Genomic DNA, 26,621 nt, shown 5'->3' with positions numbered 1-26,621 from the left:
GGGTTAGGTAAGGCAATAGTCAATAAGGTTTGGCTGCATTGACCGAAAAGGTTTCCTCTCGCCGATTCCCGTTCTTCGTGTTTCACTGAAACGGTGACCGATACCGTGTCGACAGCCCATCCTCACGAACCTCATGAGGACCTCGGCGGCAAGCTGAACTGGCTGCGTGCCGGGGTACTCGGCGCGAACGACGGGATCGTGTCGGTGGCGGGCATCGTGGTCGGCGTCGCGGGCGCGACCACCGACTCCACCGCGATCGCGACCGCGGGAATCGCGGGACTGGTCGCCGGCGCGCTTTCCATGGCGGGCGGCGAATACGTCTCGGTGAGCACCCAGCGCGACACCGAACGCGCGCAGTTGCGGCTGGAAAAACGCGAACTGAAAGAGATGCCCGAAGCCGAAGAACGGGAACTCGCGGGAATCTACGAGGCGAAGGGCCTTTCCCCGGAACTCGCCGCCGAAGTCGCCCGCGAACTGACCGAAAAGGACGCGCTGCAAGCGCACGCCGAAGCCGAACTCGGCATCGATCCGGACAATCTGACCAGCCCGTGGCAGGCGGCGTGGGCGTCGCTGGTGGCGTTCACCGTCGGCGCGCTGCTGCCTCTGCTGTCGATCTTGTGGACGTCGACCTCGGCGCGGGTCTGGGCGTGCGCGTCGGCGGTCGTGGTCGGGCTGGTCCTGACCGGTTTCCTCAGCGCGAAACTCGGCGACGCGCACGTCGGCCGCGCGATCGCGAGGAACGTCGGTGTCGGCGCGCTGACGATGGTGGTGACCTACTACGTCGGCGTGCTGTTCGGGACGAGCGTCGCGTAGGGCAGGGCTGAAGGGGCCCTTCCCCGCATCTGACGCAGCGAAAGGGCCCTTCACCGCGTCCTATGCGGTGAAGGGCCCCTTCAGCACCTCCGAGGGTCACTCGTCAGCGCGGGCAAAAGAGCGTCTAGTGGACGCCCTTCATCAGCTTGCGGATCATCGGCGTCGCCACCAGAAGGGCCACACCGACCACGATGGCGACCCCGCCGACGATGCTGAAGTACGGCGCTTCGTCGTCCACCGAGTAGTACTCGGCGAGCTTTCCGGACATCGCCGTACCGAGTGAGATGGACAGGAAGTTCAGCGCCACCATCTGCGTCCGGAAGGCCTCCGGCGCGAGTTTGGTCGAAAGCGAAAGACCGACCGGCGAAAGCATCAGTTCCGCCATGGTGAACACGAACAGGATGCCCACCAGCGCGAGCAGCGGGCTGGCGTTCTTGCCGCTGCCGACCATCGGGAGGAACAGCAGGAACGCCAGGCCCATGGTCACCGTGCCGAGCACGAACTTGACCGGCGAGGACGGCTGCCGCGAGCCGAGTTTCGTCCAGATCGCCGCGATCACCGGCGCGAACAGGATGATGAACACCGGGTTGATCGAGTTGACCCACGCCACCGGCATCTCCCAGCCGAAGATGGTGCGGTTCAGCCGTTCGTCGGTGTAGGCCGCGACGACGGTGAACTGTTGCTGGTACAGCGAGAAGAACGCCGCGCTCGCGATGAACATCGGGATGAACGAGTACACCCGGCTGCGTTCCTCGGAGGTGATCTTCTTGCTGCTGATGATCACCACGAAGTAGATCACCGAGATGACCGCGACGGTCCAGACGACGATGTCGACCAGGTTCGCCGGGTTGATCACCCCGAAGACGATCAGGAGCACGATCGCCGCGACACCGGCCGCGGTACCGATGAAGACCAGCGGACGCTGCGACGCGGGCAGCGGGTTGGGGATCTCGCTCGCCTTCTCGCCGAGGTTCTTGCGGCCGATCGTGTACTGGATCAGGCCGAGCGCCATCCCGACCGCGGCGAGCCCGAAGCCGATGTGGAAGCCGAGTTCGCTCTGCGCGAGGCCGGTCAGCAGCGGTCCGACGAAACCACCGATGTTCACGCCCATGTAGAAGATCGTGAAACCACCGTCGCGGCGCTCGTCGTCCTTCGCGTACAGCGTCCCGACGATGGCCGTGGCGTTGGACTTCAGCCCGCCACTGCCGACGGCGACGCAGAAGAGACCCACGGCGATACCGGCCAGCCCGGGCAGGATCGCCAGGCTGATGTGGCCGATCATGATCAGGATCGCGCTGTAGAACAGCGTCCGTTCGGAGCCGAGCACGCGGTCCGCGACCCAGGCGCCGATCACCGCCGACAGGTAGACCATGCCGCCGTACGCGCCGACGATGCCGAGCGCGGAGGCCTTCGGCAGCGCGAGGCCGCCCTGACTGACTTCGTAGTAGAGGTAGATGGGGAGGATGCCGAGCATCCCGTAATAGGAGAACCGCTCCCACATCTCGACGCCGAAGAGGTTCGCCAGCCCTCGTGGGTGCCCGAAGAACCTCGTGTCGTGCTGGACCTCGGTAGAGGTACTCACCATGCCGTCCTTATCGAAGACATCGTTGTCGGTTTTCACTTGACATGCTAGAAGCCCAGCATGTGGACGGGACACCGACGTCCGGATGATCTTGTGGCACCCGTCATGAAGAGATGAAATTCGCAGCTCAAAGCGTTAAAATCGAGTCAAGGTGCGCCGGGAAGTCTGGTCGGCAACAGTATTCGTGTCGCCGAAAACCGGAGGATGCCTTGTCCGGCCCCAACCGTCCCGCGAAAGCCGTCGTCGCCGACTTCGCCCGCTATCTCCGCACCGAGACCACCGGCGGGCTGATCCTGCTCGGTGCCACCGCCATCGCCCTGCTCTGGGCGAATTCGCCCATCGACGACGTTTACCGCGCGATCCGCGATTTCCGGCTCGGCCCCGAATTCCTGCACCTGAATCTGACGATCGGCGATTGGGCCAAGGACGGCCTGCTCGCGCTGTTCTTCTTCGTCGCGGGACTCGAACTCAAACGCGAACTCGTGGTCGGCGAACTCTCCCGGTTCAAGCAGGCGATCCTGCCGGTGGTGGCCGCGATCGGCGGCATGATCGTCCCGGCGCTGGTCGCCCTCGCCGTCGGCTGGGGGGCGCCGGGCATCGATCGCGCGTGGGCCATCCCGGTCGCCACGGACATCGCCTTCGCGCTGGGCGTGCTCGCCATCACGGCGTCCAACCTGCCGAGCAGCGCGCGGGTCTTCCTGCTCTCGCTGGCGGTGGTCGACGACCTCGGCGCGATCCTCGTCATCGCGATCCTGTTCACCGCGAAGTTCGACCTCGTCGCCGCGGGTGTCGCCGTCGCCGCTCTCGCGCTGTACGCCTATCTGCAGCACCGCCGCGTCCGCAGCGCCTGGATCTACGTGCCGCTCGCACTGATCACCTGGGTCGCGGTGCACTCGGCGGGCATCCACGCCACCATCGCCGGCGTCGCGCTCGGCCTGCTCACCCGCGTCCGCTCTGACTCCGGCGAGGAGCACGCGCCCGCGATCCGGCTCGAACACCGGCTGCAGCCGTGGTCGGCAGCGGTCGCCGTGCCGTTGTTCGCGCTGTTCGCCGCGGGGATCACCGTGAACGCCGAGTCGCTCGGCGCCGTCTTCACCACGGCGTTGCCGCTGGCCGTCCTGGTCGGGCTGGTCGGCGGGAAGCTCGTCGGGATCTTCGGCGCCAGCCTGCTCGCGGTGAAGTTCAAGCTCGCGGAGAAACCCAGGGGCATGGGCTGGCGGGACATCGGCGCGCTGTCGATGCTCGGCGGCGTCGGGTTCACCGTGAGCCTGCTGATCGCCGACCTCGCGCTCGACGGCGAGTCCGTCGAACTGGCGAAGACGGCGGTCTTGATCGCTTCGGCCATCGCCTCGCTTTCGGCCGCCGCGATGCTCGTGCACCGCAGCCGCGTGCACGCGCGCGAGGATCTCTAGCGCGACACTCGCCGGTCCGCCGCGCCCAGGATGAGGGCACGTGGCACGATGACCGGTGTGAGCAGCCCCAAGCACGAACGCACCGGCCCCGACGGCGTGGGGGCCGTGCCCTACCTCCCCCTGTCGAGCGATGACGACGTGGTAGCGAGCGAGCAGTCCCTCGGGAAACTCGTCGGCGATGCCACACAGCACGTCTCGACGCTGATCCGCGCCGAGGTCGAGCTGGCCAAATCCGAGGTCGTCGCGGAGGCGAAGAAGGGCCTCAAAGGGGCCCTCTTCTTCCTGATCGCGCTGGTCATCGGGCTGTACAGCTCGTTCTTCTTCTTTTTCTTCCTCGGTGAACTGCTGTCGGAGTGGCTGCAGCGCTGGGCGGCGTTCGCGATCGTATTCGGGTTGATGCTCGTCACGACCATCGCCGCGGGCTTCCTCGGCTACCTGAAGGTGAAGAAGATCAAGGCGCCGGAGCGCACGATCAACAGCTTCAAGGACACCGCCGCCGCGTTCAAGCCGAAGCACGACGCGGACGACGTGCCCGCGGATCGCGGCTGAGAAGTCTTCGAATCGGTGCAGGCGACACCGGACCCGTCGATCGTCCGGATCGACGGTCCGTGGACCCATCGTGACGTCTCGGCTAACGGCATCCGGCTGCACGTCGCCGAACTCGGCGACGGACCGGTGGTCCTGCTGCTGCACGGGTTCGCCGAGTTCTGGTGGACCTGGCACCACCAGCTGACGGCGCTCGCCGACGCCGGTTTCCGCGCGGTCGCGGTGGATCTGCGCGGCTACGGCGACTCGGACAAACCCCCGCGCGGCTACGACGCCTGGACTCTCGCCGGCGACGTCGGCGGGCTGATCAAGTCACTCGGCGCGCGCAAGGCCCATCTCGTCGGACATGCCTGGGGCGGCATGCTCGCGTGGACGGTCGGCGCGCTGCACCCCCGGCTGGTCTCGTCGGTCAGCGTGCTGGGCGGCGCGCATCCGCTGGCGTTGCGCCGGGCCGTCCGGCGGCCGGGGCAGCTGCGCGCTTCGGGACATCTGTTCCGCTTCCAGGTGCCGATGGCGCCGGAGAAATGGCTGGTCAAGGACGACGCGTTCGCCGTCGAGGAGCTGTTCCGGAGCTGGTCCGGTCCACAATGGACGGATACTCCGGACTTCGCCGAAACCGTCCGGACGTTCCGGCAGGCGATGCTCGTGCCGGGAGTGCCGCACAGCGCGCTCGAGTACTACCGATGGGCGTTCCGCGCGCAGTTCCGCGGCGAGGGCCGCCGGTTCAGCGAAGCACTGCGAGGCCGCTACGCCGCCCGAGTGCTGCAACTACACGGCGAGGACGACCGGTGCGTCCTGCCCGACACCGCGGCGGCCTCACGCCGCCGGGCCCCGGACGCCCGTCTCGAGCGCTGGCCCGGCATCGGCCACTTCCCGCACCTGGAGGCCCCGGAGCGCACTTCGGCCGCGCTGGTGGACTTCCTCCGTATCTTGGAAGCATGACCGAGCGCAAACCGACGGGCGTGTCGTTCGAGTCCTGGGTGGACCGGCAGGTCAGTGCCGCACAGGCGAAGGGCGACTTCGACGACCTTCCCGGCGCGGGGAAACCGCTGCCGAAGACCGACGGCAAGGACACCGCGCTCGCCTGGGTGGTGAACAAGGTCCGCAGCGAAGGGCACGACGTTTCCGCGCTGCTGCCGCCGTCGCTGGCGATCGCCAAGGAACTCGACGACCTGCCGGACACGCTCGCGCGGGTGCGCCGGGAGGCACGGGTGCGGGAGATCGTCGAGGAACTGAACGAACGGATCCGGGCCGAGCACCGGCGTCCGGCGGGCGGGCCGGTGCTGCGGGCACGGCCGCTGGACGTCGAGGAGACTGTGGCTTCTTGGCGCGAGGGCCGCTCTTCGGGCTCCTGACCCGCTTCGCGCGTGCAATGAAGGGGACTTTCATTGCAAAATTTGCAATGAAAGTCCCCTTCATTGCACCCAACGGACAGCTCAGTTGGCGCAGGGACCGGTGGACGTGTTCGCGCTCAGCGCCGGGGCCGTGTCCACCACCGGTTTGACCTGTTCGGACGTCAGCGTGAAGCCGGTCTCCGGATCCTCGACGGCCGCGCCGAAGACGACCCCGATGACCTCGCCCTCGGGATTGATCATCGGCCCGCCCGAGTTCCCGCTGCGGACCTGCCCGCGCACGGTGAACACGTCGCGCTGCACGGTGTTGGACTCGTAGATGTCCGGCCCGCGCAGGTTGATCCGGCCGCGCACTCTGGCGGGCGACGCGGTGTACGGGCCGTCGAGCGGGTAGCCGAGGACGATCGCGTTGTCGCCCGCCCGAGCGACCTTCGGCGTGAACGGGAGCACCGGCGCCTGCAGCCTCGGCACCGCGAGCACGGCCACGTCGGCCTCCGGGTCGAAGTAGACGACCCTGGCCGCGAACTTGCCCGAAGTTGCTTCGATGGCGACCTCGTCGGTACCGGCGACGACGTGCGCGTTCGTCATCACGCGTTGCGGCGCGATGACGAAACCGCTGCCTTCCAGCGCCCGCGAGCACGAAGTCGCGTTGCCGCGGATCTTCACGACGCTGCCGTGCACCTGCTTGACGATCGCGCTCGCCTGCAGCGCGGTGTCCGGCGGGCTGGTGTCCTGGACGTTCGGCTTCTGGAACGGGTCCACAATGGACGGGAAGCCCGACGCGTCCAGCAGTTTGCGCAGTTCGCTCGGGAAACCCTGTGCCGCGTCCGGCATGACGTCGTTGACGCCGCCGAGCACGACGGAGCTGTTGATCGATTTCGCCAGCCCCGGCACTCCTGAGACGGCCGTGAGCGGCGTGGCGATCAGCCAGGCGACCACGAACACCACGGCGGCCTGCACCACCGCGCCGAGCGTCTTGTCGACGCCGGAAAGCTTGTCCGGGTTGATCTTCTGGCGCAGTTTCCGCCCCACCCACACGCCGAGGGTCTCGCCGAGCGCGACCAGGAACACCACGGTCGCCACCGCGAAGGCGACCTTCGCCGCCGGGTGCTCGAAGAGTTCGACGACCAGCGGCGCGATCTTGATTCCCGCGAGCGCGCCCAGCACCACCCCGACCAGCGAGGGGAGAGCGATGATCACCCCCTGGAACGCGCCGGACACGCCCGCCAGCAGCGCGAGCAGGATCACCAGTACGTCAACCCAGTTCACCGGCGCCTACTCCTTCTCCGGCACTTGCCGCCCGTCGACCCGCGCCTGATGTTCGGCCAACGCTACGTCAAGGTCCCGGACGTCGCCGTGGTCCCAGTCCCGTTCCCAGCCGCCGAGCGACAACGTCATCGCCAGCAGACCGGCCGTGAAGCCCCAGACGAACAGCCCGCCGACGTCGAACGCGGGCCCCTTCCAGTCGTAACCCTCGCGCCTGACCTGGAACCGGTTGGCCGGGTCGGTCAGTTCGGCGACCGGCACCCGCGCCACCGCCGCCGTCTCGCCGGGATCGACGGCGTGCACCGGGGACGGCGTCCGCCAGTAGGCGAGCACCGGTGTCACGGCGAAGGCGGAAACCGGCACGAACAGTTCGGGGAAGACGGCGACCGGCAGCACGCCGGAAGGCTCGACGCCGGTCTCTTCCTCCGCTTCGCGCAGCGCGGTGCCGACCGGCCCGTCGTCACCGGACTCGGCGCCGCCGCCGGGGAAGGAGACCTGGCCCGCGTGCGAGCCGAGCGTGTCGGCGCGGCGCTGGAGCAGGACGTCCGGCCCCTGCGGGCCCTCGCCGAAGAGCATCAGGACGGACGCGGACCGGTAGCTCGCGTCCGGTGGCACGCTGAACCGGCTGAAGGCGGCCGCGTCGACGTCCCCGCTGATCTTGACGAGCGGTTGCAGCCAGGCGGGCACGGCCTCCGGGTCCACGAGAGGGCCGGTCATGGTGTCCCTTCCACTGCGGCGCGCACCTGCTCAGTGTTCAGGAAGACGCGTGGGTTCTCGATGAGCCGGACGTCTCCCCCCTTCGTGACCAGGTACGTCGCCGGAAGAGAGGGAGGGACCTTCAGTGCCGTCCGCGCGGGACCCGACTGACCGTCACCGTCGAACACCGACGGCAGCCGGATACCGAGCTCGGCCAGCAGCGCCAGCCCGTCGGCCCCGGAGCTCGCGACCTGGACGAGGAGCACGCGCGCGGCACCGGGCTGCGCGGCGTACTCCTGCAGCAACGGCAGTTCGGCGCGGCACGGCTGGCACCACGACGCCCACAGGTTGACCAGCACGGGACCGTCCGAAAGCACCCGGGCGAGGTCGACCCGGGAGCCGTCGCCGAGGCATTCGACATCGACCCCGCGCAGCGTCGCCACCTCGCCGGGGCCAGGCGGCGGACACGCGGCCAGCCCGGCCTTCGCGCGGGCGGCTGTCAGGTCGCCGGAGGTCTTCACCGGCCCCTGACTGTCACGGGTCGTGAGCAACGCGACGATCAGGGCCACCACCAGCACGGCGGCGCCGAGGGCCAGTTTGGTGACCCTGGTCACCGCCCGGCCGCCAGATCCAGGATGTGCTCGCGTTCTTCGCCCTTGACCAGCTTCGCGGCCTCTTCGAAGTCCGTCGGGCCGGTTCCGTACGAGGGGCACATCTTGGCCAGCGGACAGGCGCCACAGGCGGGTTTGCGGGAGTGGCAGACGCGGCGGCCGTGGAAGATCGTCCGGTGCGACAGGAGCGTCCACTCCTTGCGCGGGATCAGCTCGCCGACGGCGTGCTCGACCTTGACCGGGTCTTCCTCCTCGGTCCAGCCCCAGCGGCGGACCAGGCGGCCGAAGTGGGTGTCGACGGTGATCCCCGGCACTCCGAAGGCGTCGCCGAGCACGACGTTGGCCGTTTTGCGGCCGACACCGGGCAGCGTGACGAGGTCCTTCAGCTTGCCGGGCACTTCGCCGTCGTAGCGCTCCACCAGCGCGGCTCCGAGTCCCATCACCGAGTTCGCCTTGGCCCGGAAAAAGCCCGTCGACCGGAGGTATTCCTCGAGTTCGGCTCGATCGGCGCCGGCGTAGTCGGCGGCACTTCGATAGCGCGCGAAGAGCGCGGGGGTGACTTGATTCACGCGGACGTCGGTGGTCTGCGCCGACAGCACGACCGCGACCAGCAGTTCGAGCGGAGTGGTGAAGTCAAGCTCACAGTGGGCGTCCGGGAACTCGTCGTCGAGGCAACGCTTCATCCGCCTGGCGCGTCTCACCAATGCGAGCCGGCTTTCACCCTTACCCCCCGCACGGGGGGCATTGGTGAGGGCAGGAGGCACCCCGATAGCCTACGGGCGCCATCGGACGAGCCAGTGGGGAGCACCCGCCGGTCGTCGTCCGACACGCCAGAGCACCACCTCGGCGCTTCGATCGAGTACGCCATGAGCGAGGATCTGGAGTAATGCACAATTTTTCGGAATTCCCAGGGCAGGGCTCATGACAGTCTGGTTCGTCATCCTCGTTCCCTTGGTGATCATGTTCTTCGCGCTGTTCATGGAACGCGTGGAGACCAGGCTCAAGCACGTCGCGGTGCAGGAGAACGAGGTCGAGGAGTTCCTCGAGCAGGCGCAGCCCAACGAGGTCCGGGCCCTGTACGGGCACGGCATCGGGCGCGCGCTCGAGCTGTTCCGGCTGCGCAGGCTGGGCGGGAAGGCGGCCAGGCTTCGCGCGCGACGCGTGCGGAGTTAGGCTCCACGTTCGAGCGAGATCGTTCCCGGCACGGACGCGCCTGCGGCGTGCCGACGAGCGATCTCGCGCGCACGACCTAGACTGACGCAAAAGTGAGCGGCGACACGGTCCCCGGCAGTGGGGGATCGACGTCGTATCTCGATGAGGAGGCACCCGAGGTGGACGAAACCCTGGCCCGAGCGGGCATTTTCCAGGGTGTTGAGCCGGCAGCCGCCGAGGCGCTGGCACAGACCTTGGAATCCGTGGAGTTCCCTCGCGGGCATGTCATCTTCAACGAGGGTGAACCCGGCGACAAGCTTTACATCATCCAGTCCGGCAAGGTGAAGATCGGCCGCAAGTCACCCGACGGCCGCGAGAACCTGCTGGGCATCTTCGGCCCGTCCGACATGTTCGGCGAGCTGTCCATCTTCGACCCCGGCCCCCGGACGTCCAGCGCGACGACCGTGACCGAGGTCCGCGCGGTGACGATGGACCGCCCGGCGCTGCGGCAGTGGATCTCCACCCGCCCCGAGATCGCCGAGCAGTTACTGCGCGTGGTCGCCCGTAGGCTGCGCCGGACGAACAACATGGTCGCCGAGCTGATCTTCACCGACGTCCCCGGACGTGTGGCGCGCGCGCTGCTGCAGCTCGCGCAGCGATTCGGCAGCCAGGAAGCAGGCCTGCTGCGGGTCACTCACGACCTGACGCAGGAAGAGATCGCCCAGTACGTGGGCGCTTCGCGCGAGACCGTCAACAAGGCTCTCGCCGACTTCGCGCACCGCGGCTGGCTGCGGCTCGAGGGCAAGAGCGTCCTGATCCTGGACCCGGAGCGCCTGGCCCGACGCGCCCGGTAACCGACAGCACTCCTCAACTGCCGCAAGTAGTCCTCTACTTGCGGCAGTTGTGCGTTCGAGTACCGCGACTAGAGGGCTACTTGCGGAGAGACAACGAAGAGCCGGGCGCCACCCCCGACGTGGCGCACCGGCTCTTCGCTGTGCGCGGACCATCCCCCGACGATCCGCGCTCCCCGCCCTCCGGATTCAGGCCCCGACCCGTACGCCGGAGGGAGTTGGAGATTGTGTGATGTCGTACAACCATCCACGGCCGTCGGCCGTGGATTCAAGCTCTTTCACTCTCAAGGACGCCATCTGCGTCGATTTGTTGCCCCGAATGACTCAGATTTGACTGACTGTTACCTGATCGTGACGAACCAGCGGGCTTCAGGGCTCGTAGTACCCGAATCCGGTGGTGACCAAACTTACCGGCCGAGATCTGGTACTCGCGTACCAAAGTGGTTCATACTGGTACGCGTGTCCCAGTCTGTGTCCGCTTCCGCCGAGAACCACCGCACCTCCCTCGCCGACTACCGGGCCGCGCTGACGGCGCCCGGATCCCGCGGGGCGGTCATCGCGTCCCTGCTCGCCCGTCTGCCGATCGCCATGATCGGTATTTCCGCGCTGCTCTACGTCCAGCGCGAGACGGGCTCCTTCGCCTCGGCCGGGCTGGTGTCGGCCGGGTCGCTGATCGGTGTCTCCGTCGGCGCGGTGGTGCAGGGACGGCTCATCGACCGTTTCGGGCCGACGCGGCCGCTGCTGACCACGACGGTGTTCTTCGCGCTGGCGATGACCGGGCTGGTGTTCGCGATCGAGGCGCACGCGCCGACGCTCGTGCTGGTCCCGCTCGCCTTCGGCACCGGGATCACCGAACCGATGGTCGGCTCGGCCTCGCGGGCACTGTGGACACGGCTGCTGCCCGCCGGGCCGACGCGGAACGCGGCGTTCTCCTACGAAGCGATCAGCATGGAGGTCTTCTTCATCCTCGGCCCGGGGTTCGCCGGGCTGCTGATCGCCGCGCCGTGGGCGGGCACCGGAATCGTCGTGGGCTCGCTGACCATGATCGCGGGCGCGGTGGTGTTCGCGCTGAGCCCGACCGTGCGGGCCTGGGGACCGTCACCGTCTTCGGGCGGCAAACTGCTCGGCGCGCTGGCCAGCCCCGGCATGCGCACCCTCGCGATCGCCGCGCTGGGCTTCGGCGCCGTGATCGGCTTCGTCGAGGTCGCCGTCCCGGCGGCCGCCACCGAAGCGGGCAACACCTCCATCGGCGGGCTGCTGCTCTCGGCCTGGTCGGTCAGCTCGGTCGCGTTCGGCGTCGCGTACAGCCTGCGCCCGTGGCCGCGCCAGATGGGCCTGCGGCTGCCGGTCCTGCTCGCCGGATTCGGCGCGCTGGTGGCGCTGCTCGCGCTGCCGGGGTCGCTCTGGGGCCTCGCGCTCGCCATGCTCGCCGCGGGTGCCCTCATCACGCCGCAGTCGACGACGCACTCCGCGGCCATCGAGATCGCCGCGCCGAAGGGCACGGCGGCCGAGGCGTTCGGCTGGGTGCTCACCGCGGTGACCCTCGGTCTCGCGTTCGGCCAGTCGATCAGCGGCTACCTCGTCGAGCATGCGGGATACGAAGCGGCGTTCCTCGCCGCCGGCGTCGTCGGATTCGCGCTCGCCGCGGTGGTCTGGTTGCTGCGCGGCACCTTCCGCCCGCAGCCGTCCGGAGCCGTCGCCGAAGCCCCCGAACTTGTCGGTGCCGCCCGCTAGCTTGCGGGCATGGACCTGACTGCCGCCACCCGCTCCCTCTCGTCCGCCGTTTCCGCCGCCGCCCGGCTGCTTTCCGCCCGTTCCGGCCTGCTCCTGCGAGCCGGGCGGGAAGGCCTGACCGTCGGCGGCAACGACAGCGAACGAGCGGTCCGCCTGACCTGTGACGCCGTCTCGCACACCGACGGTGAGGTGGTCGTCCCCGCCGGGCCGCTCGCCGAAACCCTGCGCATGCTCGACGACGATCAGGTGCGCCTGGTCGTCGAAGGTTCACGGCTGGCCGTGCGGGTCGAAGGCGGCCGGTTCGCGCTGCCGCTGCTGAGCCGCGAACTGCGCTTGCCGGACATGCCGCCCCTGGTGTCCGAAGTGGACGGTGCGGCGCTGGTGACGGCGTTGCGCACGGTCGCGGGCACCGCGGCCAAGGACGACGCGCTGCCGATGTTCACCGGCGTCCGCGTGCAGAGTTTCAGCCGTGAACTGCGGCTGACCGCGTCCGACCGGTACCGGATGGCCGTGGCCACCCTGCCGCTGCGCGCCGGAGGCGACCCGATCGACGCGCTCGTCCCGGCGGGCCTGCTCGCCGAGACGGCCAAGCAGGCGCGGGGTCCCGTCGGCCTGCACGGCGACGGGACGCGGTTCGGACTGAGCTGGTCCGGCGTCGCCGTCACCACCGCCGTGCTCGACGCGGGATTCCTGTCGGAGAAGCTGATCGAATCGTCCACTGTGGACACGACGGTCGAGGTCGCCGCCGACGCGCTGGCCGCCGCCGTGCGCCGGGTGGGCGTCTACGCGGACGAGCGCAGGGTGCTGACGCTGGAGGTCGGCGACTCGCACCTGCGGCTGGCCAGTTCCAAGCAGGACACCGGCGAGGCCGAGCAGACCTTGAAGGCCGAAGTGTCCGGCGGCCGGACGTCGCCCTCGTTCCAGGCGCGCTACCTGCTGGACGCGCTGCAGGGTTTCGCCGGGGAGCGGGTGCGGCTCGACATCCAGCCCGGGATGCGGGCTTGCGTCATCCGCTCGGTCGAGCCGAGCGAAGTGGACCTGACGTACTACGTGATGCCGATGCTGCCGCGCTGACTCCCGGTCTGTGCCGTGAAGGCGGTCGTGAGTGGCGATTCGGGTTAGAACCCGAATCGCCACTCACGACCACCTGTACCGACGCCCTGCTCGACACCGCTGTGACACTGACCACCCCCGCGCGGGATTCCGGTGCCACCACTGAACTTCGGACAGACGAAAGCGCCCAGCACCGCCTTCAATTCCGGTGCCGCTTACCCCATCGACGCCGTCCTCGCACAGCGGATCGGGCCCCTCGGCCGATCGCTTGACAAAGCGTGGGGCCGACCGCACGATCTCGTCTCATGAACCTGTCTGACAGCCAGACAGCCGGACACGGTGGTCCAAGACGCGTCAGCGCGATGGAGGCCGTTCTGGCCCACCTCCGCGGCGCCATCGAGCGCGGCGAGTACCCCGTCGGGCACAAGCTGCCGTCGGAATCCGCGCTCGGCAAGGAGTTCGAGGTCAGCCGTTCGGTCGTCCGCGAAGCACTGCGGGGACTGCAGGCGCTCGGGCTCACCGTGTCCAAAACGGGCAAAGGGACCTTCGTGACCGCCACCGGGCCGGTCGAGAACCCCACCTTCGGGACCTACTCGGCCCGTGACCTGTTCGAGGTCCGGCGCCACGTCGAGATCCCCGTCGCCGGGTACGCGGCCGTCCGCCGCAGCACCGACGACCTCGACCTGCTCGGCCACCTCGTCGAGCGGATGGACCTCGAAACCGACAACACCGCGTGGGTGGCGCTGGACTCGCTGTTCCACATCACCATCGCCCAGTCCTCGGGCAACCCGGTGTTCGGCAAGGTCATCGAGGAGATCCGGGACGCGCTGGCCCGCCAGTCCGCATTTCTCAACCAATTGGGTGGACGTCGGACCCGGTCGAACACCGAGCACCGTGAGATCGTCACCGCCATCGCCGCCGGTTCCGAAGCGGACGCCGTCGCGGCGATGACCTCCCATCTCGAACACGTCGAGGACGCGCTCACCACCATCGTGCGGCCGAGCCACACGACGCACCAGAACAAGGACGACTGACACCGTGACCGAACAGACCCTCAGCGCGGACGACAAGTCCGCGCCGGTGCCGGCCGACGCCGGTGACGCCGGCTACGACAAGGCGCTGAAGCCCCGCCACGTCAACATGATCGCGATCGGCGGCGCCATCGGCACCGGTCTGTTCCTCGGCGCGGGCGGACGCCTCGCCCAGGCGGGCCCCGCACTCGCGATCGTCTACGCGGTCTGCGGCCTTTTCGCGTTCTTCGTGGTGCGCTCGCTCGGCGAGCTCATCCTCTACCGCCCCTCCTCCGGCGCCTTCGTTTCCTACGCCCGGGAGTTCATGGGCGAGAAGGGCGCTTTCGTCGCGGGCTGGATGCACTTCCTGAACTGGTCGACGACCGGTATCGCGGACATCACCGCGATCGCGCTCTACGCGCACTTCTGGTCCTTCTTCACGCCGATCCCGCAGTGGGTGCTGGCGCTCATCGCGCTCGCGGTGGTGCTGGCGCTGAACATGGTGTCGGTCAAGCTGTTCGGCGAGATGGAGTTCTGGTTCGCCATCATCAAGGTCGCCGCGCTGGTGACCTTCATGGGGATCGGGATCTGGCTGCTGGTCACCCAGCAGCCGATCGACGGCCAGGTGCCCGGCTTCTCGCTGATCTCCGACAACGGCGGCTTCTTCCCCGCCGGTGTGCTGCCGATGGTGCTGATCGTCCAGGGCGTCGTGTTCGCCTACGCCTCGGTCGAACTGGTCGGCGTCGCCGCCGGTGAGACGGAGAATCCGCGCAAGATCATGCCGAAGGCGATCAACTCGATCATGTGGCGGATCGGGATCTTCTACGTCGGTTCGGTGGTCCTGCTGGCGATGCTGATGCCGTGGAGTTCGTACTCGAAGACCGAGAGCCCGTTCGTCACGGTGCTCTCGCACGTCGGGGTGCCGCAGGCGGGCAACGTGATGAACCTGGTCGTGCTGACGGCGGCGCTGTCCAGCCTGAACTCGGGGCTCTACTCGACCGGCCGCATCCTGCGGTCGATGTCACTGGCCGGATCCGCGCCCAAGTTCACCGGCGTGATGAACAAGAACCACGTGCCCTACGGCGGGATCCTGCTCACCTCCGCGGTCTGCGTGGTCGGTGTCGGCCTGAACGCCGTCGTGCCGAGCCAGGCCTTCGAGATCGTCCTGAACTTCGCGGCCGTCGGCATCCTCGGCACCTGGGCGATCATCGTGCTCTCGCATCTGCTGTTCGTGCGCAAGGCCAAACGCGGCGAGGTCGAACGCCCGTCGTACCGCCTCCCGTTCTCGCCCTACACCGAGATCGCGACGCTGCTCTTCCTCGTCGCCGTCATCGTGCTGATGGGCTTCGACGAGGTCGGCCGGATCACCCTGTTCTGCCTGCCGGTCATCGGGCTGGCGCTGGTGGGAGGATGGTTCGGAGTCCGCAAGCGGATCAACATGGACGTCTTCGAAAAGACGAAGCTGTGATCCCCGAGATCCGCGTTCCCGCGCACGTACCGCTGGTGCACCTCCTCCGCGACGGAATGGTCGAGGGGGTGCACCACGGTTCGGCCGTGATCCTGGCGCCCGACGGCCGCGTGCTGTTCTCCGCGGGCGACGTCGAGGCGGCGTTCTATCCGCGTTCGGCGGCGAAACCCTTGCAGGCCACCGCGATGGCCCGGCTCGGGGTCGACCTGAGCCCGGCGGGGTTCGCCGTCGGCGCGGCCAGCCACTCCGGCGAGGAAATCCACCTCTCGGAGGTCCTCAGGACGTTGGACGGAGCCGCGCTCACCGCCGACGACCTGCGGACACCGGAGGATCTGCCGTTCGATCCGGTCGAACGGGACACCTGGATCGCCTCGGGACGGACCGCTTCGAGGCTGGCGCACAACTGTTCCGGCAAGCACGCGGCCATGCTCGCGACCTGCCGTCTGCACGACTGGTCCACCAAGGACTACCTGGACCCGGGACACCCCTTGCAGCGCGCCATCGCGGACTGCGTCGAAGACCTGACCGGGCAGCCGATCCCGAAGGTCGCCGTCGACGGTTGCGGCGCTCCCCTGTTCGCGGTCTCGCTGCGCGGGCTCGCCAAGGCCGTCGGCAAGATCGCCGCCGCCGCTCCGGGTACTCCGGAAGGCCTTGTCGGCGAAGGGATCCGGAAGCATCCGGAACTGGTCGCCGGCACCCGTCGCGACGTCACCGCGCTCATGCGCGCGGTTCCCGGCCTGATCGCGAAGGACGGTTTCGAAGCCGTCCAGGTCGCCGCCCTGCCGGACGGGACGGCGATCGCGCTCAAGATCGCCGACGGCGGTGACCGCGCGCGGCGGCCGGTGCTCGCCGCCGCGCTCGCGCTGTGCGGCGTCGAACAGGACGTACTGGAGCCGACCCCCGGTTTGCGCGTGACGGACGCGCTCGCCGGACACCACCTTGCCGCCTGAGGAGCCTTCGATGCACCGCGTGGAACACGATCTGCTGGGAGACAAGGAAGTTCCGGCCGACGCCTACTGGGGTGTGCACACCGCGCGCGCCAGGGAGAACTTCCCCATCACCGGCACCGCGATCTCCGCGTACCCGCATCTGATCGAGGCGCTCGCCTCGGTCAAGGAGGCGGCCGCCCGCGCCAACGCGGGTCTCGGCCTGCTGAGCCCGGATGTCGCCGACGCGATCTGCGAGGCGTGCCGTGAGATCCGGGAAGGCGCGCTGCACGAGGAGTTCGTCGTCGACGTCATCCAGGGCGGCGCGGGCACCTCGACGAACATGAACGCCAACGAGGTGATCGCGAACCGCGCGCTCGAACTGCTCGGCCACGAGAAGGGCGACTACGCCCGTGTACACCCGAACGAGCACGTGAACCTCGGGCAGTCGACGAACGACGCCTACCCGACCGCGGTCAACGTCGCGACGATCATCGCCGTCCGCGAGCTCACCGAAGCGATGGTCGTGCTGGAGCGGGCGTTCGCCGCCAAGGCCGTCGAGTTCCACGATCTGCTGAAGATGGGCCGGACCCAGCTGCAGGACGCGGTCCCGATGACGCTGGGGCAGGAATTCGGGACCTACGCGGTCATGCTCGGCGAAGACCGGCTGCGGCTCACCGAAGCGGTGGCGCTGCTGCACGAGATCAACCTCGGCGCGACCGCGATCGGCACCGGCCTCAACGCCGCGCCCGGATACGCCGAAGCCGCCGTCGCGCATCTGCGCGAGATCACCGGGCTGCCCGTCGTGACCGCCGCCGACCTCGTCGAGGCGACGCAGGACTGCGGCGCCTTCGTGCACCTTTCCGGTGTGCTCAAGCGGATCGCGGTGAAACTCTCGAAGAGCTGCAACGATCTGCGGCTGCTCTCGTCGGGACCGCGGGCCGGGCTCAACGAGATCAACCTGCCGCCGGTGCAGGCCGGGTCGTCGATCATGCCGGGCAAGATCAACCCGGTGATCCCCGAGGTGGTCAACCAGGTCGCGTTCGAGGTCATCGGCAACGACGTCGCGATCACGATGGCGGCGGAAGCCGGGCAGTTGCAGCTCAACGCCTTCGAGCCGCTGATCCTGCACTCGCTCTCGGAGAGCATCACGCATCTGCGGTCGGCCTGCGTGGTCCTGGCCGAGCGGTGCGTTTCCGGGATCACCGCGAACGCCGACGTGATGCGGGGCTACGTCGAGAACTCGATCGGGCTGGTGACCGCGCTGAACCCGAGCATCGGGTACGCGGCTGCGACCGAGATCGCCAAGGAGGCGCTGGAGACCGGGCGCGGAGTGGCGGAACTCGTCGTCGAGAAGGGCCTTCTTCCCGCCGAAGAACTGGCGAAGCTGCTGAAGCCGGAGACACTCGCGCGGCTTCGCTGAGACCCGCGGGGCGGTACCGGGCGGTCCGCCCCGCGCCAGGCTCGTGAGTGGTAATGACGGTTCTAACCGTCATTACCACTCACGAGACCCACCACCTGCGGTGATCTGGAGTACGGTCGTAAGCGGACGATGATCATCCGCACGAAAGGCGGCCCAGGCGTGCTCGACCGACTCCTCGACCGGTTCCTCGGCCTCCCCCCGGCCGAAGGCCCCGCTCCCGTGGCGACCAAGGGGATCCCCGTCCCGATGTCCGACGGCGTCCGACTGCTGGCCGACCGCTACGCCGTCCCCGGCGGCGAGCCCCGGCCGGTGGTGCTGATCCGCACGCCGTACGGCCGCAAGGGGGTGATGGGCAAGATCTTCGGCGAGACGTTCGCCCGGCACGGCCTGCAGACGGTCCTCCAGAGCACGCGCGGAACCTTCGGCTCCGGCGGCGAGTTCCGGCCGTTCCACCTGGAGAAGGAGGACGGCCTCGACACCGTCGCCTGGCTGCGCGAGCAGCCGTGGTGCGACGGGCGGGTCGCGATGGCGGGCGCGAGCTACCTCGGTCACACGCAGTGGGCCGTCGCGCCGTACCTCGACGAGCCGCTCGAAGCGCTGTGCCTCGGCGTCACCGCGTCGGAGTTCGTCTCGACGTTCTATCCGGGCGGGATCCTCGCGGTCGACAACATGGTTTCGTGGTCGGCGCTGATCGGCCGCCAGGAAGGCCGGTTCGCCGGCCTTCCGAACCCCTGGCAGACGAAGAAGACCCGCCAGGCCATGGCGCATCTGCCGGTTTCCGGCGCGGACGTCGCGGCCATCGGCGAGCAGGTGCGGTTCCTGCAGGACGTCTCCGGGCACGCCGAGCCGGGAGACGACTTCTGGGCCCCGTCGGACCACAGCGCCGAGGTCGCCGCGCTGACGACCCCGGTGACGATGGTGACCGGCTGGTACGACCTGTTCATCTCCGCGCAGCTGCGCGACTTCAAGGAACTCGCCGCGGCGGGACGCGAGCCGAGGATCACCGTCGGCCCCTGGGCGCACGGCGAACCGGCCAGCCTCAAAACCCTGATCACCGACCAGATCGGCTTCCTCTCCGCCCACCTTCACGGCGACAGCGCGCCGCTGCGCCAAGCCCCGGTGCGCCTGTACCTCCAGGGCGCCGGACGCTGGCTGGACTTCGAAACCTGGCCGCCGGAGTCCGGCGCCACCCCGTATTTCCTGCGTCCCGGCGGGCTTTCCACCGCCGGACCGCTGGAGGCGAAGCCCGGGACGTTCACCTTCGACCCGGCCGATCCGACGCCGTCCGTGGGCGGGCCCCTGCTTTCGGGCACGCAGAAACAGCGCGACAACAAGGCCGTCGAGGAGCGCCGGGACGTGCTGCTCTTCACCGGCGACGCGCTGGAGCGAGACCTCGACGTCATCGGCGAGGTCTCCGCGCTGGTGCACGTCCGGACCGACCTCGGGCACGGCGACGTCTTCGTCCGGCTGTGCGATGTGGACGGTCGCGGCGTCTCCCGCAACGTCACCGACGGCGTCCTCCGGCTGCGTCCCGGCAGTCCCGGGTCCGATGAGGACGGTGTGGTCGCGGCGGAGGTCCGGCTCGATCCGACGGCCTACCGGTTCCGGCGCGGACACCGGCTGCGGCTGCAGGTCGCGGGCGGAGCGTTCCCCCGCTTCGCCCGCAACCACGGCACCGGTGAGCCCGTTTTCAGCGCGGTGGACGGGAAACCCTCGCGGTTCGAGATCTTCCACGACCCCGCGCACCCGTCCGCGATCACGCTGCCGGTGTTCTCGGGTTAGCCCGGGACCACCCGGTGATGGGTGGTCAGCCTGCCGTCGTCGTGCAGCACGTGGAACAGCAGCGACGGCGGCAGGTCGTAGTCGATCGGCCCGCCTTCTCCCCACGGCCGGAGCCCGTTCTCCTCCCACGGGAGCAGGATGCTCGACCCGACCGAGGGCGCCGACCGCAGCGGCAGCCCGGCGAACGTCGTCGACGACGAGGCGTGGACGTGTCCGCAGAGCAGGGCCACCACGCGCGGGTGACGGGCGAGCACCTCGGCCAGCCTGTCCTCGCCGTGCTGGCGCATCGCGTCCACCAACGGCAGGCCGAGCGCGACCGGCGGATGGTGGAAGGCGATGAAGGCGGGGCCGTCATCGTCGGCCAGAACGCCGTCCAGCCAGGCCAGGGTCTCGTCGTCGAACCGTCCGTCCGGCTTGCCGGGAATGCTCGAGTCCGCCATCACGAACGTGACGTCGCCGACGGTGTGCGCCTCGTTGACCGGGGCGTCGTCCGGCGCCCGGCCGAGCAGCCCCTCGCGGAACGGGCCGCGTTTGTCGTGGTTTCCGGGGCAGGTGAACAACGGGACATCGGTCTTGAACAGTTCGGCCGCGCGCCCGTACTCCTCGAGCGTGCCGTGGTCGGCGATGTCGCCGGTCACCAGGATCGCGTCGACCGGCTTCGCCAGGTTCTCCAGGTACCGCATGACCCGCGCGGTACGTTCGTCGGCGCGTTCCCCGCCGTCGAGATGGTTGTCGCTCAGATGTGCCGTCACGAACATCGTTTCACCCCATGTTCTCCAGATATGCCAACGTCTTCACCCAGTTCCGCACGAGCAGCTCCGCTGCCGTCGCGTGGTCGGAGACGCGGATCGCCCCGGCGATCCGGCGGTGCTCGTCGATGCTCTCCAGCGAGCGTTCGGTGCCTCCGAAATACGAGGTGTCGTAGCGTTTCAGGAGCGGCTTGGTCTGTTCGATCAAGCGCAGCAGATGCGGATTCGTGCACCGCGAGACCAGCAGCGCGTGCCAGCGATCGTCCAATTCGGACAGATCACCCCGGCGGCCGAGTTCGGCGGTCATCTCGTCGGCGATCCGGTCGAGGCCGCCGGTGAGCCCGGCGAGGTCCTGCGGCGAACTCCAGCGCAACGCGAGCGCTTCCAGTTCCGCGACGAGCGGGTACAGCCGCCGGGCCTCTTCGGGGTCGAACGGCGGCACCAGGAAACCGCGGCCCGGCGCCGAGACCAGCAGGCCACGATCGGCCAGCCCGATCAGTGCCTCGCGCAGCGGTGTCCGGCTGACACCCAGCTCGCGGGCGAGGTGCACCTCGTTGATCCGGCTGTCCGCGGCGAGCCGGCCGTCGAGTACCCGGGCGGTGATCTCCTCCGCGAGGTCGCTCCGGAGCAGGTTCCTCGTCATGCGGGCAGTATTGCATGCACTTCGGCCGTACTGTATTCAGTTAGGCATGACGGACTTCGATGTAAACCGCGCTCGCGCCGAGACGCCGGGCTGCGCGGAGGTGGTCCACCTCAACAACGCCGGATCGTCGCTGCCGCCCGCACGAGTGACCGACACCGTCGTCGGCTACCTGCGCGAAGAAGCCCTGGTCGGCGGATACGAGCAGGCCGCGGCGACCCTGGAGCGGATGGACGGCGTCTACGCCTCGGCCGCACGGCTCGTCGGCGCCGAACCCGACGACATCGCCCTGACCGACAACGCGACCCGGTCCTGGCAGGCCGTCTTCTACGCGCTGCCGTTCGCCGCGGGAGACCGGATCCTGACGGCGAAGTCCGAGTACGCGAGCAACGTCATCTCCTACCTGCAGCTCGCGAAGCGCACCGGCGCCGTCGTCGAGGTGGTCGAGAACGACGAGTCCGGGCAGCTGGACGTCGAGGACCTGAAGCGCCGCGTCGACGGCGACGTCAAGCTGATCGCCGTCTCCCACGTGCCGACCCAGGGCGGACTGGTCAACCCCGCCGAGGAGATCGGCGCGGTCGCGCGCGAGGCCGGGATCCCGTTCCTGCTGGACGCGTGCCAGAGCGCCGGCCAGATCGACCTCGACGTCGCGCGCCTGAACTGCGACGCGCTCAGCGTGACCGGCCGCAAGTACCTGCGCGGGCCGCGCGGCACCGGCTTCCTCTACGCGCACCCTCGGCTGCGCGAGCGCGTGGAGCCCGCGATGCTCGACCTTCACTCGGCCGCGTGGACCGCGCCCGAGAGCTACGAAGTCGATTCGACGGCGAAGATGTTCGAGGTCTGGGAACGCGATCACGCCGCGGTGCACGGACTCGGCGCGGCGATCGACTACGCCCTCGAGTGGGGCATGCCCACCATCGAAGCCCGCGTCACCGCGCTCGCGGCGACCCTGCGCGACGCGCTCCGCGAGATCCCCGGCGTCCTCGTCCACGACCAGGGCGCGCGGCAGTGCGGAATCGTCACGTTCAGCGTCGCGAAAACGCCGTCACCGGAAGTGAAACAGCGCCTGGCGGCGGCGAAGATCAACGTCAGCGTCGTGGAAGCGTCGTCCGCCCAGTTCGACTTCGTCGCACGAGGCCTGCCGTCGATGGTCCGGTCTTCGGTGCACTACTTCAACACCGAAGACGAGATCGCGCTCCTCGTGGACGAAGTCGGGAAACTGGCCTAGCGCCGGGAAAGCACCGACTCGGACGGCGGGGCGTACGGCAGCCCCGTCGTCTTCGCGCGCATGCCGATCACCAGCGCCTCCCCCAGCAGGCTGACGCCGATCGACAGCGTGATCGGCCTGGCGTCGGGATGCGCCCCCGACGTCGCGGCCAGGAAACCGATCCCGAAGTTCACCGCCATCGACAGCACCCAGACCCCGAACGTCCAGCCGGTGTAGCGCAGCCAAAGCACGCCATCGCGCTCGAACAGCTTCGTGGTGGCGGCGCGCACCACGCCGAGGCCGCAGCCGACCAAGGCGCCCAACACGAGCCAGAGACCGTCCGTGAACGTGAAGGCGTCGAGTTTCGTCAGGCCGTAGACCCCGATCCCGATCAGGATCACCGGCGCCCCGAACACGTCGCGGGCGACCAGCGGCTCCCCTCGCAGCCTTCGCACGACGATCGCGATCACCACGGCGATCGCCAACGCGACCAGTAGCCAGGTCCTCATGAACTCCCCCTTTGTAGCATGCCTGTGCCAAATAAAATAGCAAGGTCGTGCTATAAAGGCAACATGCCCAAGATCGTCGACCCCGAGGCCCGTCGCCTGGAGATAGCCGAAGCCGTCTTCCGCGTGATCCAGCGGGACGGTCTCGCGCAGGCTTCGCTCAGGAGCGTGGCCGACGAGGCCGGGCTGGCGATCGGTTCGGTGCGGCACTACTTCAAGGGGCACGACGAGCTGATCGTGTTCGCCATGCGCGCGCTCGGCGACCGGGTGATCGCGAGACTGCTCGCGCACCTCCCGGAACTCGACCCCGCGACGCCACGCTCACGACGGCTGGAACTCACCGAAGCGCTGCTCGGCGAACTGCTCCCGCTCACCGACCAGACCCGGGCCGAAACCGACGTCTGGCTGGCGTTCACGGCCGCCGCGAAGAACCGACCGGACCTCGCCGAGGAGGCCACTCGCACGCATGAAGGGGTCCGCGCCCTGGTCCGGCGGGTCCTCGACGGCGCGCACGGTGCGGGTGGCCTGCTCGACGGGCTCGACCTGGCCGTCGAGACCGAACGGCTGGCCGCGCTGCTGGACGGCCTCGCCCTGTCGGCAGGCCGGACTTCGCCGGAGATGATGCGGACGGTGCTCCGGCGGCATCTGGAGAGCCTGCGGCGACCCGGCCCGGATGGCACGGTGGCGGGATGAGCACGTTCTACGAAGTCGCGGCCCGGGATCCCGGCCGCGTCGCGGTGATCGACGTCGACGGGCGGGAGACCACCTTCGGCGAACTGTCGGCGCGAGCGAACCAGCTGACCCACGCCTTACGGGCGCTCGGTCTCGGCGAAGGCGACGGCGTCGTCGCGATCATCCACAACGGACTCGCCTATTACGAACTGCTGCTGGCGACCCTGCAGGCGGGGATCTACTTCACCCCGGTCAACCACCGGTCCTCACCGGGCGAGATCGCCTACATCGCGGCCAACAGTGGAGCCAAAGTGGCCGTCGCGGACGCGGACGTCGCGGCCACGTGCACCGCGGAACTGGAGGGCCTGCACCGGTTTTCGCGCGGCGAAACGCCCGGCTGGGCGGATTACGCGGCCTGGGGCGCGGACTCGCCCACCACCACGTCGCCGCATCGGACGGCCGGGCAGACGATGGTTTACACCTCCGGCACGACGGGGCGCCCCAAAGGCGTCCGGCGCGCCCTGTCCGGGCGGCCGCCCGCGCTGCACCCGATCCACGCGCACGTCCTCGAACGCCTGGACGTCCTGCCGGGGCACGGTGTGCACCTCGTCGCCTGCCCGCTCTATCACGCGGCGCCGGGCATGTTCTCGACCGCGAGCCTGCATCTCGGGCACACGCTCGTGCTGATGGACCGGTTCGACGCCGGGGAAACGTTGCGGCTCATCGAAAAGCACCGCGTCACGAGTACGCATCTGGTGCCGACGATGTTCCACCGCATGCTGCGGCTGCCCGAGGACGTCCGCGCGCGCCACGACCTCTCGAGCCTGATCTCGGTGATCCACGGTGCTGCGCCATGCCCGCGTGAGGTCAAGGAGCGCATGCTCGCCTGGCTCGGGCCGGTGGTCCACGAGTACTACGGCGCGTCCGAGGGACTGATCACGGCGGTGCACGCTCGCGAATGGCTCGCCGAACCGGGCACGGTCGGCAAGCCGCTGGACGGCGTGCTGGTGAAGGTCCTCGACGACGACGGCCGGGAACTCCCCGACGGCGAGACCGGGACGCTCTACTTCAGTTCCGCGCACACGAAATTCGACTATCACGATGATCCGGACAAGACCGCCGCCGCGCGCTCCGGGGAGTTCGTCACCGTCGGCGACGTCGGCTATCTCGACGCCGGGGGCCGGGTCTTCCTGTGCGACCGGCGGACGGATCTCATCCTGTCCGGCGGGGTGAACATCTACCCGGCCGAGATCGAGGCGCGGCTGCTGAGCCATCCCGACGTCGCCGACGTCGCGGTGATCGGGGAGCCGGATCCCGAGTGGGGGCAACGGGTCGTCGCCGTCGTCCAACCGGTCGAGGGTGTCGCCGGGGACCCCGCGCTGGCGAAGCGGCTCGAGGAACACTGCCGGGCCGGACTCGCCGGATTCAAGACGCCGCGCCGGTTCGACTTCCGGGAGCGGCTGCCGCGGACGGAGAGCGGCAAAATGCTGCGGCGGACGCTTCGGGCGACCTGAACAGCCCTTTCGGGCAGCGTGGATCGCGGTACGGTTTTCCTCATGCGCCTGCGGTCCGTGACCACGCTGCTCGCCACACTCGCGCTCCTGGTCGCCGTCCCCGCGACGGCCGACGCGACGCCCGGTTCCGGGGTGACCGGGACGATCTTCAAGCAGAAGACGGTCGGGGACACCGACTACGTGCTGCGCGAAGTCGTCATCCAGCCCGGCGGGTACACCGGCTGGCACTACCACGACGGGAAGCTCTACGCGTACGTCAAGGCGGGCACGCTGACGCACAACTCGGCAGACTGCGGTCTCGACGGGTTGTACCGGAAGGGTGCCGTCTTCACCGAGCCGAGCGACACCGTCCACATCGGACGGAACCTCGGGACGACGCCGGTGGTGCTGGAGGTGCTCTACGTCCTGCCTCACGGGAGCCCGCTGTCGCAGGACGCGCCGAACCCGGGCTGCCCGTTCTAGGCCCCGAACCAGCCGGCGACGTCGAGGCGGAAGCCGTCCGCCGGCGCCATCGTGCGGAGGTCGGCTTCGAGCGCGCGGACCCTGTCGACACCCAGCGCGTCGGCCCAGTCCTTGCGCAGGTCCTCGAAGATCGCCGCGCTCCGGCCGAGTGAGTCGACCCCGCGGCCGGTGAGCCGCACGACCTTGCGCCGCGCGTCGGCCGGATCGTCGGCGCGCTCGACGTAACCGAGCTGCTCCAGCTTGTCGACGGTCTTGCCCGCCGCCTGCTTGCTGACCCCGAGCCGCCGCCCGATCTCGCTCGCCGTCGCGCCGTCGCGGCCGATCGCCTGCATGGCGAAGCCGTACGCCGGACGGACGTCGGGATGCCCCTGCTCGGCCAGCTCGGCGTGCAGCCGGTCGATGATCGAGCGGAAGCCCGCGAACAGCAGCAGCGGCAGCTCGAACCCGGGCGCGTCGGGAACTCGCTTGCCATGTTCGACAACCTGGTTTACCTTTTCGTCAACCACGTTGACCATCCTAAGGGGCTGCCTTGTTCACCGATCACACCCTCGAAACCGCGCCCGAAGCCTCGCGTCGCCCGATGGAGGCGACCATCCGGCACCTGGGCCACCTCCCCACCGCCGTCGCCCGGCTGGCGTCGTCGCCGGAGCTGCTCGACGGGTTCTTGAAGCTCAGCGCGAGTTTCGAGAAGACCACGCTCGAACCGCTCGCGCGGGAGACGGTCGTGATGACCGTGGCGACGCGCAACGGCTGCGGAGTGTGCATCGAGATGCACACCGGCAAGCTGAAAGGACTTCACGCGGACGACGACGTCATCGCGGCGCTTCGCACGGAGGGGCCCGTCCCCGACGCGCGTCTGGAAGCCGTCCGGCAGTTCACGCTGGCGGTGCTCGAAACCGCCGGCGGCGTGGACGACGAGACGCTGCGGACCTTCCTCGGGCACGGCTACACCGAGCGGAACGCCCTCGAAGTCGTCATGGGCATCGGGACCTACACGATGTCGACCCTGGCGAACCGGCTCACCCGCGCCTAGTCACGGCCCGTGATCACCGATGTCACTCCTTTGGCCGCCGATCTTGATGTATCTGGGCAGACCCGACCGTCTCTTGTCTTGTGCAGCCGAAAGTTCGCCACCCGCGGCGCGGCGCACCGGCGGTCTGGCCTGCCGAGGGGGCAGACCAGACCGCCGAAAGA

At 69.0% G+C, this 26,621-nt stretch carries 28 protein-coding genes; 19 read left to right on the top strand and 9 right to left on the bottom strand.

Annotated features, from left to right (window positions below; all coding sequences use genetic code 11):
* Positions 1 to 93 precede the first annotated feature (93 nt).
* Positions 94 to 813 carry a VIT family protein gene (locus tag ACLJRM_RS10460; RefSeq protein ID WP_101611134.1) on the top strand — a complete coding sequence of 240 codons (720 nt, stop codon included), beginning with the start codon at positions 94 to 96 and terminating at the stop codon, positions 811 to 813.
* A gap of 124 nt (positions 814 to 937) precedes the next feature.
* On the opposite strand, the gene ACLJRM_RS10455 is transcribed toward ACLJRM_RS10460, so the two are convergent.
* Positions 938 to 2,398 (bottom strand): peptide MFS transporter, encoded by a 1,461-nt coding sequence (locus ACLJRM_RS10455; protein WP_168214429.1) that lies wholly within the window; start codon positions 2,396 to 2,398, stop codon positions 938 to 940.
* Positions 2,399 to 2,604: 206 nt separating this feature from the next.
* Between ACLJRM_RS10455 and nhaA the strand changes: the two genes are divergently transcribed.
* The 4 genes from nhaA to ACLJRM_RS10435 are packed head-to-tail and all read left to right on the top strand — an operon-like array spanning position 2,605 to position 5,708.
* Entirely contained in the window at positions 2,605 to 3,807 is a 1,203-nt protein-coding gene (gene nhaA / locus ACLJRM_RS10450) for a Na+/H+ antiporter NhaA (RefSeq protein WP_101611135.1), read from the top strand.
* Positions 3,808 to 3,855: 48 nt separating this feature from the next.
* Positions 3,856 to 4,356, top strand: a complete 501-nt coding sequence (locus tag ACLJRM_RS10445; protein WP_101611136.1) for a phage holin family protein — start codon at positions 3,856 to 3,858, stop codon at positions 4,354 to 4,356.
* A 15-nt stretch (positions 4,357 to 4,371) separates the two neighbouring features.
* Positions 4,372 to 5,295: an alpha/beta fold hydrolase gene (locus tag ACLJRM_RS10440; RefSeq protein WP_410662895.1), complete on the top strand. Its 924-nt coding sequence runs from the start codon at positions 4,372 to 4,374 to the stop codon at positions 5,293 to 5,295.
* Entirely contained in the window at positions 5,292 to 5,708 is a 417-nt protein-coding gene (locus tag ACLJRM_RS10435; RefSeq protein ID WP_410662894.1) for a DUF1992 domain-containing protein, read from the top strand. The genes ACLJRM_RS10440 and ACLJRM_RS10435 overlap by 4 nt, the downstream gene beginning before the upstream one ends.
* 81 nt (positions 5,709 to 5,789) lie before the next feature.
* On the opposite strand, the gene ACLJRM_RS10430 is transcribed toward ACLJRM_RS10435, so the two are convergent.
* From ACLJRM_RS10430 to nth, 4 genes are read right to left on the bottom strand one after another with little or no spacing between them, the layout of a single operon-like run.
* The gene (locus ACLJRM_RS10430) at positions 5,790 to 6,974 is read right to left on the bottom strand and encodes a MarP family serine protease (RefSeq protein ID WP_101611139.1); all 1,185 of its coding nucleotides are present in this window, start codon (positions 6,972 to 6,974) and stop codon (positions 5,790 to 5,792) included.
* Positions 6,975 to 6,980: 6 nt separating this feature from the next.
* The gene (locus tag ACLJRM_RS10425) at positions 6,981 to 7,688 is read right to left on the bottom strand and encodes an NUDIX hydrolase (RefSeq protein WP_101611140.1); all 708 of its coding nucleotides are present in this window, start codon (positions 7,686 to 7,688) and stop codon (positions 6,981 to 6,983) included.
* Complete coding sequence (locus ACLJRM_RS10420; protein ID WP_101611141.1) at positions 7,685 to 8,281, bottom strand: TlpA family protein disulfide reductase; 597 nt, start codon at positions 8,279 to 8,281, stop codon at positions 7,685 to 7,687. Before ACLJRM_RS10420 ends, ACLJRM_RS10425 begins: the two co-directional genes overlap by 4 nt.
* Positions 8,278 to 8,961, bottom strand: coding sequence for an endonuclease III (gene nth, locus ACLJRM_RS10415; RefSeq protein ID WP_410662893.1), 684 nt, complete (start codon positions 8,959 to 8,961; stop codon positions 8,278 to 8,280). The genes ACLJRM_RS10420 and nth overlap by 4 nt, the downstream gene beginning before the upstream one ends.
* Before the next feature lie 238 nt (positions 8,962 to 9,199).
* Between nth and ACLJRM_RS10410 the strand changes: the two genes are divergently transcribed.
* The 9 genes from ACLJRM_RS10410 (at position 9,200) to ACLJRM_RS10370 (ending at position 19,677) form a co-directional block, all read left to right on the top strand.
* On the top strand, positions 9,200 to 9,451 hold the full coding sequence (locus ACLJRM_RS10410; RefSeq protein ID WP_005166943.1) for a hypothetical protein: 252 nt from the start codon (positions 9,200 to 9,202) through the stop codon (positions 9,449 to 9,451).
* Positions 9,452 to 9,609: 158 nt separating this feature from the next.
* Complete coding sequence (locus ACLJRM_RS10405; RefSeq protein ID WP_003081747.1) at positions 9,610 to 10,284, top strand: Crp/Fnr family transcriptional regulator; 675 nt, start codon at positions 9,610 to 9,612, stop codon at positions 10,282 to 10,284.
* Between the two features lie 468 nt (positions 10,285 to 10,752).
* A complete protein-coding gene (locus ACLJRM_RS10400; protein ID WP_101611143.1) occupies positions 10,753 to 12,015 on the top strand; it encodes an MFS transporter in 1,263 nt (420 codons plus the stop codon).
* A 9-nt stretch (positions 12,016 to 12,024) separates the two neighbouring features.
* Complete coding sequence (locus tag ACLJRM_RS10395) at positions 12,025 to 13,089, top strand: DNA polymerase III subunit beta (RefSeq protein WP_101611144.1); 1,065 nt, start codon at positions 12,025 to 12,027, stop codon at positions 13,087 to 13,089.
* Positions 13,090 to 13,430: 341 nt separating this feature from the next.
* Complete coding sequence (locus ACLJRM_RS10390; RefSeq protein WP_101609539.1) at positions 13,431 to 14,102, top strand: FadR/GntR family transcriptional regulator; 672 nt, start codon at positions 13,431 to 13,433, stop codon at positions 14,100 to 14,102.
* Positions 14,103 to 14,106: 4 nt separating this feature from the next.
* Positions 14,107 to 15,546, top strand: a complete 1,440-nt coding sequence (locus ACLJRM_RS10385; protein WP_101609540.1) for an amino acid permease — start codon at positions 14,107 to 14,109, stop codon at positions 15,544 to 15,546.
* Positions 15,543 to 16,496 carry an asparaginase gene (locus ACLJRM_RS10380; protein WP_410662892.1) on the top strand — a complete coding sequence of 318 codons (954 nt, stop codon included), beginning with the start codon at positions 15,543 to 15,545 and terminating at the stop codon, positions 16,494 to 16,496. Before ACLJRM_RS10385 ends, ACLJRM_RS10380 begins: the two co-directional genes overlap by 4 nt.
* 10 nt (positions 16,497 to 16,506) lie before the next feature.
* Complete coding sequence (gene aspA / locus ACLJRM_RS10375) at positions 16,507 to 17,895, top strand: aspartate ammonia-lyase (RefSeq protein ID WP_410662891.1); 1,389 nt, start codon at positions 16,507 to 16,509, stop codon at positions 17,893 to 17,895.
* Positions 17,896 to 18,054: 159 nt separating this feature from the next.
* A complete protein-coding gene (locus ACLJRM_RS10370) occupies positions 18,055 to 19,677 on the top strand; it encodes a CocE/NonD family hydrolase (protein ID WP_410662890.1) in 1,623 nt (540 codons plus the stop codon).
* On the opposite strand, the gene ACLJRM_RS10365 is transcribed toward ACLJRM_RS10370, so the two are convergent.
* Together ACLJRM_RS10365 and ACLJRM_RS10360 are read right to left on the bottom strand one after the other, a co-directional pair.
* The gene (locus ACLJRM_RS10365; RefSeq protein WP_410662889.1) at positions 19,674 to 20,435 is read right to left on the bottom strand and encodes a metallophosphoesterase; all 762 of its coding nucleotides are present in this window, start codon (positions 20,433 to 20,435) and stop codon (positions 19,674 to 19,676) included. The genes ACLJRM_RS10370 and ACLJRM_RS10365 overlap by 4 nt on opposite strands.
* A 4-nt stretch (positions 20,436 to 20,439) precedes the next feature.
* On the bottom strand, positions 20,440 to 21,069 hold the full coding sequence (locus ACLJRM_RS10360) for a GntR family transcriptional regulator (RefSeq protein WP_101609544.1): 630 nt from the start codon (positions 21,067 to 21,069) through the stop codon (positions 20,440 to 20,442).
* A 46-nt stretch (positions 21,070 to 21,115) separates the two neighbouring features.
* Here ACLJRM_RS10360 and ACLJRM_RS10355 point away from each other — a divergent pair, with 46 nt between their 5' ends.
* Positions 21,116 to 22,294, top strand: coding sequence for an aminotransferase class V-fold PLP-dependent enzyme (locus ACLJRM_RS10355; protein ID WP_410662888.1), 1,179 nt, complete (start codon positions 21,116 to 21,118; stop codon positions 22,292 to 22,294).
* Here ACLJRM_RS10355 and ACLJRM_RS10350 read toward each other — a convergent pair.
* On the bottom strand, positions 22,291 to 22,782 hold the full coding sequence (locus tag ACLJRM_RS10350; protein WP_410662887.1) for a DUF1453 domain-containing protein: 492 nt from the start codon (positions 22,780 to 22,782) through the stop codon (positions 22,291 to 22,293). The two genes, ACLJRM_RS10355 and ACLJRM_RS10350, sit on opposite strands and share 4 nt — an antisense overlap.
* Before the next feature lie 63 nt (positions 22,783 to 22,845).
* On the opposite strand from ACLJRM_RS10350, the gene ACLJRM_RS10345 reads away from it, so the two are divergent.
* The 3 genes from ACLJRM_RS10345 to ACLJRM_RS10335 are packed head-to-tail and all read left to right on the top strand — an operon-like array spanning position 22,846 to position 25,427.
* Positions 22,846 to 23,472 (top strand): TetR/AcrR family transcriptional regulator, encoded by a 627-nt coding sequence (locus ACLJRM_RS10345; protein ID WP_410662886.1) that lies wholly within the window; start codon positions 22,846 to 22,848, stop codon positions 23,470 to 23,472.
* Positions 23,469 to 24,965, top strand: a complete 1,497-nt coding sequence (locus tag ACLJRM_RS10340; RefSeq protein ID WP_410662885.1) for an AMP-binding protein — start codon at positions 23,469 to 23,471, stop codon at positions 24,963 to 24,965. The genes ACLJRM_RS10345 and ACLJRM_RS10340 overlap by 4 nt, the downstream gene beginning before the upstream one ends.
* Before the next feature lie 42 nt (positions 24,966 to 25,007).
* Positions 25,008 to 25,427 (top strand): cupin domain-containing protein, encoded by a 420-nt coding sequence (locus ACLJRM_RS10335; protein ID WP_410605548.1) that lies wholly within the window; start codon positions 25,008 to 25,010, stop codon positions 25,425 to 25,427.
* Here ACLJRM_RS10335 and ACLJRM_RS10330 read toward each other — a convergent pair.
* Complete coding sequence (locus ACLJRM_RS10330) at positions 25,424 to 25,942, bottom strand: MarR family winged helix-turn-helix transcriptional regulator (RefSeq protein ID WP_410662884.1); 519 nt, start codon at positions 25,940 to 25,942, stop codon at positions 25,424 to 25,426. The two genes, ACLJRM_RS10335 and ACLJRM_RS10330, sit on opposite strands and share 4 nt — an antisense overlap.
* 14 nt (positions 25,943 to 25,956) lie before the next feature.
* On the opposite strand from ACLJRM_RS10330, the gene ACLJRM_RS10325 reads away from it, so the two are divergent.
* Positions 25,957 to 26,460, top strand: a complete 504-nt coding sequence (locus ACLJRM_RS10325; RefSeq protein ID WP_410662883.1) for a carboxymuconolactone decarboxylase family protein — start codon at positions 25,957 to 25,959, stop codon at positions 26,458 to 26,460.
* The last annotated feature ends 161 nt before the right edge of the window (positions 26,461 to 26,621 follow it).

The sequence above is a fragment of the Amycolatopsis sp. lyj-84 genome (assembly GCF_046549075.1).
Lineage (GTDB): Bacteria > Actinomycetota > Actinomycetes > Mycobacteriales > Pseudonocardiaceae > Amycolatopsis.
The sequence above is the reverse complement of the archived record's forward strand: the minus strand, read 5'-3'. Positions and strand labels throughout refer to the sequence as shown.